Genomic DNA, 5,221 nt, shown 5'->3' with positions numbered 1-5,221 from the left:
AAAGTAAACAGAAAGATCAACTGGTAGTAATCCGTACTGAACATATTATACATTATTTTCAGTATAGTTGAGCTTATCATTGACTAGAGTCATGCTCCAAGCATCGGTGAGGGAATAGCCCAACTCCTGCATCATGCGCCGCAGCAGGGGCAAGCTCAGCCCGATAACATTGCCGGGGCACCCCTCGATCCGCTCCACAAACAGGCTGCCGCGGCCATCGATGGCAAAACAGCCAGCACAATTGAGCGGCTCACCGGTGGCCACATAGGCGCGGATTTCCTCGTCGCTGGGCTTGGCAAAAAACACCCGCGTCACCGCATAGTGGGTGAGGCGACGGTTCTGCTTCGTGTCAATTAAGGCATGGCCTGTGTAGAGCTCTCCCACTTCGCCCCGCATTTGCCGCAGGCGCCGTTCCGCCTCCAGAGCATTGGCCGGCTTGCCCAGGATCTCGCCATCTAGGTAGAGCACGGAGTCGGCCCCCACAACCAAGACGGGCTCCCGTTGCTGGGCCGCCACCACTTCTGCTTTTGCCGAGGCCAGCTTCTGGACCAGCTCCACGGGATCTGAGCTTTTGATTTGGCTTTCGTCAAAATAGCTGGGCTGAACGCGAAAAGGGATCCCGGCAGCCTTTAACAATTGGCGGCGGGCAGCGGATTGCGAGGCCAGTACGATAGGAGGCAACATCGACTCAACACCTAATTAACACCCAAAGCCTGGACGTTTGCTTAGGGGAAGTTCGCTCTGTGAGCTAGTTTCCATTAGCTTAGTTAGTATGCGCCTGATGGGCGTTGAAAGGAAACTCTCCCGATATCTTCCCAGCTGGATCCCGTTTGTGACCACTCTCCCCACCCAAGCTGATCTCGATCTTGCCCGTTCCGGGATCCTTCAGCGCTATTGGGGGGATCAAGACACTCCGGAAAGCCGCTGGGTGAACTTGCTGGTGGCGGCGCTGGTTTTCTGTTCATCCACCTTCTTTGTGGTGGAAACCTATCCCATTCCCCCTGAGGTACGTCTTTGGCTGGAGCGGGTGGATCGCCTCATTCTCGGCTTGTTTGTGGTGGAATATCTGCTCCGACTGGCAGCGGCCCCGCAGAAGTTGCGCTATGTCGTGAGCTTGTATTCGCTCATCGATTTGCTCGCCATTTTGCCTTTTTTTGCCGGGCTAACCGATATTCGCTTCATCCGCCTCTTGCGCTGGTTTCGCATTTTGCGGCTGCTGCGCCTGGTGGAGGGCAAAACCCTGTTTGGGCAAGTGATCTCCGCCGATAGCCGCATTTTGCTGCGCATTTTCTTCACCCTCTTTGCCATTGTTTTCGTCTACTCTGGGCTGATCTATCAGGTAGAACATCCAGTGAATCCTGGTGTTTTTGCCACCTTTTTGGATGCTTTCTACTTTTCCGTCGTTACCATGACCACGGTGGGGTTTGGGGATCTCACCCCCACTTCTGAGCTGGGCCGGCTGCTGACAGTGTTGATGATCTTGACGGGCATAGCCCTGATCCCTTGGCAAGTGGGGGAGTTGATCAAGCAACTGGTAAAAAGCGGCAACTCGGTACAGTGGGCCTGCCCAGGCTGTGGCCTCTCCCAGCACGATGGGGATGCCCAATTCTGCAAACGCTGTGGCACACTGCTCTATCCAAGGGATTGAGGCTGTTGGCCAATTTGGGGCAAAGACAGGATAGGCTAGGACGGGTTGCAGGAGGATCTGCGATGTTGGCCCACCCCGAGCTAACCATCCCCGGCAAGCTGAACGTGAAGGCGGGCGTGGCGATGCTGGTTGCCGCCATTGTCCTCGGCTGGATCCTCAGCCAAGTTCAGCCGTTGCCGCTCGCCCCCCAGGAGGCTTCGGGGATCCCTGCCGAGCCCCTCCTCTGGCAGGAGGTGCCCAAACAAAAGTACGCCTGGCACATTTGCTACGCCTTTTTGGGCAACATGGGGTTGATCAACATCGGCGGCGGACTGGCCCTGGTGGTGCTGGGATCCCGCTTTACGGCTGGGCAAATGCTCTCGCAAATTCTCCTGTTGGGGGGAATGCTGCACCCGGCTTCTTGGGCTTTGGTGGCCCTGACGGGGCTGGAAGGGTGGGGCTGGCTGGGTAATGCCGGAGCCGCAGCGGTGGCGGTGGTGGTGATGGTGTTGTTTGTTTACCTGGTCTTGGCCACCTGCCGTTCCCTACAAGCCGTCCGAAGGCTGACCCAATCCCGAACCTGCCGTTAGCCCCAGTTGGGGAAAGCTGAGAAATCGTTTAAGATCGTTAACGGCAACACTCTAAACAACCGGACGGTGCTCTGCATGGCGGTGCAAGAGGAGGTTTTTTTTGAGGGCGGCCCCCACAGTGGCGATTTGGTGTTGAACTCCTTCATTGGGGCTACACTTGTCGGCTTGCCTCTGTTTGTGGGGGCACTGGTGCGTAAGCTGTGGGTACACTATCGGATTACCAATCGTCGCATCACCGTGATTGGGGGATGGGGCGGCAAGGAGCGCTCAGATGTAATCTACGGCGAGATTGCCAAGGTGGTTATGGTGCCCCGTGGCTTGGGCGTGTGGGGAGACATGGTGCTCACCCTCAAGGACGGCAGTCGCCTGGAGATGCGGGCCCTGCCTCGCTTCCGCGAGATCTACAACTACATCAATGAGCGGATCGACGAGAAAGCCAAGCAGGTGAGCGGCCCAATTGGCAAAAAGCGCCGCTCTGCCAAGTCCTGACCGTGCCTGAGCCTTGGGGATCCCTTCCTGTGGCTGTCCCCACTCTTCCCAGCCGGGATCCCGCTTGGCCTGAGCGCCTGGCCCTGGTGCACGAGTACCTGATCTGGCCGGGGGGATCGGAAAAGGTTTTGCAGGAGCTGGTGGCTTTTGCCCCACAGGCCCCCCTTTACGTTAGTCTCTTCTCGGCCCACACCCTGCCGCCGAGCTGGCAGGAGCTGTCGATTCACACCTCTTTTTTGCAAGGCTGGGCCAAGTGGCTGGGGGTGTTGCGCCCTGACTACCACGCCCGCCTCAAGTATCTGCTGCCCTGGATGCCGTTGGCCTATGAGAGCTTCGACCTCTCCGGCTATGACTGTGTGATCTCCAGCAGCCACGCCTTTGCCAAAGGGATCCTGACGGGAGCCTCTACCCTGCACCTGAGCTACATCCACAGCCCCACCCGTTACCTCTGGGAGAACCGGGAGCTGTATCTGCAGCGAGAAGGGCTGGGGAGAAGCGGGCCTGTTGGCGCAATTGGCCAATGGCTGCTGCACCGCTTGCGCCAATGGGATTTTCTGGCAGCTCAACGTCCAGATCTGTTGATCGCCAACTCCCAGCACATTCGCCGCCGCATTGCCAAGCTCTACCGCCGCGAGGCTGTTGTTATCTACCCGCCCGTTCCGCTGCAGGGGTTTGAGCCGGTGGCGGATCCCAGTGGCGATTACGACCTGGTGGCGGGCCGATTGGTGCCCTACAAACGGGTGGATCTGGCAATTGCCGCCTGTGAACGGCTGGGTCGTCGTCTGCTGATTGTGGGAGAAGGGCCGGAGCTCCCTCGGCTCAAGCGATTGGCGGGGCCGCAGGTGGAGTTTTTGCCCCATCAACCGCAAGCCCGTCTGCAGGAGCTGTTGGCCCATTGCCGGGTGCTGCTGTTCCCGTGGGAGGAGGATTTCGGCCTGGTGCCGGTGGAGGTGCAAGCCTGTGGTCGTCCTGTGGTTGCCCTCAACCGGGGAGGTGTCCGGGAGACGGTCATCCACGGCCAAACCGGCATCCTCATCCCCGAAGCCAGTGTGGAAGCGTTGGTGGAAGGGCTGCGCCAGGCAGATCGACAGGACTGGGATCCCCGGCGGATTCGGGCCCATGCTCTGCAATTTGCCCCGGAGCGATTTCACGCCCAGCTGGGAGCCCTGTTGCGCTGGGCTTGGCCTCGTTTTCAAGCCGGAGAACGGTTGGATCCCCGAGAATGGAGCGCTCAGTAGGGCCGCCGCTGCACAAAAGTCGGCAACTCAATCCGGTTGCGACTGCCCGTTTCCCCTCCTGCCCGTGAAGCGGCCAAAGCGGAGCGTTTCAGGAGCCTTTCTGTCCGTTGGCGCCAGCCGAGCGGGGCACTTTCTTCCCGCTCGTCCAGGGTGAGCGGCGGGATCCCTGTGGTGGGTGTTCTCCAAGTGGTGGGTCGGCTGTTGGGTGCCGCCGGGGAAGGAGCAGACTCGTCAGCCGCGGCAGGAATCCGTTCCTGGGCCCGATGATTCGACCTGGGCTCGACAACCGCTGGCTGAGGGGAAGCGGAGGCCGACTGACGCAGTGTGGCCAGTTGCTCTTCCAGTTCTTGATTGCGCTGCTGCAGCAGGGCCACTTCCTTTTCTTGGGTTTGCGCGTAGGCGTGGGCCTGCACACACTCGGTTTTCAAAGCCATCACCTGCTGCTGCAACTTCTCGATCTGCTTTTGGCTGACCAGATGATGGGCCTCGGCCAGTTCTCGCCCCCGCCGGGCTTCTTCCAGGCTTTCTTGGGTGCTCTGCACCTGCTGCTGAACTTCCTGCCACTGGGCAAGGGTGGGACGCTGGGCCAACTCTTGGATAAGCTGATCCCGCTCGGCTCGCAAAGCACCAAGCTCGCGAGTCAAAGCCTGCACCTGCTCCTCCAAGACCAGGATTCGCTGCGCCTGCGAGGACTCTGTCTCCCTGAGGTGGGCGGCCTGGGCTGCTTCCGCTTCCAGTTTGGCAATTTGTTGAGCTTGCTCGGCCTGCTGTCGCTGACTCTGCTGCAGCTCTTCCAGCAAGGTGGCCCGCTCGGCCTTGGCAAAAGAGGCTTGTTGGCGCAGATGATCCAACTCCGCTTGCAAGTGTGCCCATTGCTCTGGGGTAGGGCGCTCTTCCAATTCGCGAATACGTTGCCGGGCAGTGTTCAGGTCAGCTTCCATGTGCGCCTTTTCGGTTTCCAGATGGGTCTTCAAACGTTGCCATTCGGCTTCGGCTTGGCGGTGGGCAGCCTCTAGCTCTGCCCGTAGGGTTTCCAGTTCTTGGGCAGAAGGTCGAGCGGCCAACTCTTGGACTTGCGCTTGCAGTTGCGCTTTTTCCTCTTCTAGCTCTTGTATGCGGAGCTGCAATTGGGCTTGCAAAAGCTGTACCTGCGGCAGCTTGACGGCGTATTCTCCCAACTGGTTGGCCTGCTGTTTCAGTTCCAGGAGCTCCTGCTGCAGTTGGTAAAATCGGGCCGGATCGACGCGCCGCTGCAATTCCGCCTTGAGGGTTTCAAT

General features: G+C 59.4%; 6 protein-coding genes. 4 read left to right on the top strand and 2 right to left on the bottom strand.

Annotated elements, in window-relative coordinates:
* Positions 1-45: 45 nt before the first annotated feature.
* Positions 46-684, bottom strand: a complete 639-nt coding sequence (locus tag NW849_RS06440; RefSeq protein WP_414356678.1) for a Maf family protein — start codon at positions 682-684, stop codon at positions 46-48.
* A gap of 148 nt (positions 685-832) precedes the next feature.
* Here NW849_RS06440 and NW849_RS06435 point away from each other — a divergent pair, with 148 nt between their 5' ends.
* The 4 genes from NW849_RS06435 (at position 833) to NW849_RS06420 (ending at position 3,944) form a co-directional block, all read left to right on the top strand.
* Positions 833-1,648: an ion transporter gene (locus NW849_RS06435; protein ID WP_414356677.1), complete on the top strand. Its 816-nt coding sequence runs from the start codon at positions 833-835 to the stop codon at positions 1,646-1,648.
* A 62-nt stretch (positions 1,649-1,710) separates the two neighbouring features.
* Complete coding sequence (locus tag NW849_RS06430; protein ID WP_011432348.1) at positions 1,711-2,217, top strand: hypothetical protein; 507 nt, start codon at positions 1,711-1,713, stop codon at positions 2,215-2,217.
* Positions 2,218-2,292: 75 nt separating this feature from the next.
* Positions 2,293-2,706, top strand: a complete 414-nt coding sequence (locus NW849_RS06425) for a PH domain-containing protein (protein WP_011432347.1) — start codon at positions 2,293-2,295, stop codon at positions 2,704-2,706.
* A 29-nt stretch (positions 2,707-2,735) separates the two neighbouring features.
* Entirely contained in the window at positions 2,736-3,944 is a 1,209-nt protein-coding gene (locus NW849_RS06420) for a glycosyltransferase (protein WP_414356676.1), read from the top strand.
* Here the strand turns inward: NW849_RS06420 and NW849_RS06415 are convergent.
* A partial coding sequence (locus tag NW849_RS06415; protein ID WP_414356675.1) for a hypothetical protein occupies positions 3,938-5,221 on the bottom strand: 1,284 nt, incomplete at its 5' end. The genes NW849_RS06420 and NW849_RS06415 overlap by 7 nt on opposite strands.

Source organism: Synechococcus sp. R55.3 (assembly GCF_047461975.1).
GTDB lineage: Bacteria > Cyanobacteriota > Cyanobacteriia > Thermostichales > Thermostichaceae > Thermostichus.
Note: the sequence above shows the minus strand (reverse complement) of the source record. Positions and strands in the feature narration are given on the sequence as shown.

Excerpts from the sequence above, each read along its gene's own strand:
- NW849_RS06440 (WP_414356678.1), bottom strand. The coding sequence starts at position 684 with ATGTTGCCTCCTATCGTACTGGCCTCGCAATCCGCTGCCCGCCGCCAA.
- NW849_RS06430 (WP_011432348.1), top strand. The coding sequence starts at position 1,711 with ATGTTGGCCCACCCCGAGCTAACCATCCCCGGCAAGCTGAACGTGAAG.
- NW849_RS06425 (WP_011432347.1), top strand. The coding sequence starts at position 2,293 with ATGGCGGTGCAAGAGGAGGTTTTTTTTGAGGGCGGCCCCCACAGTGGC.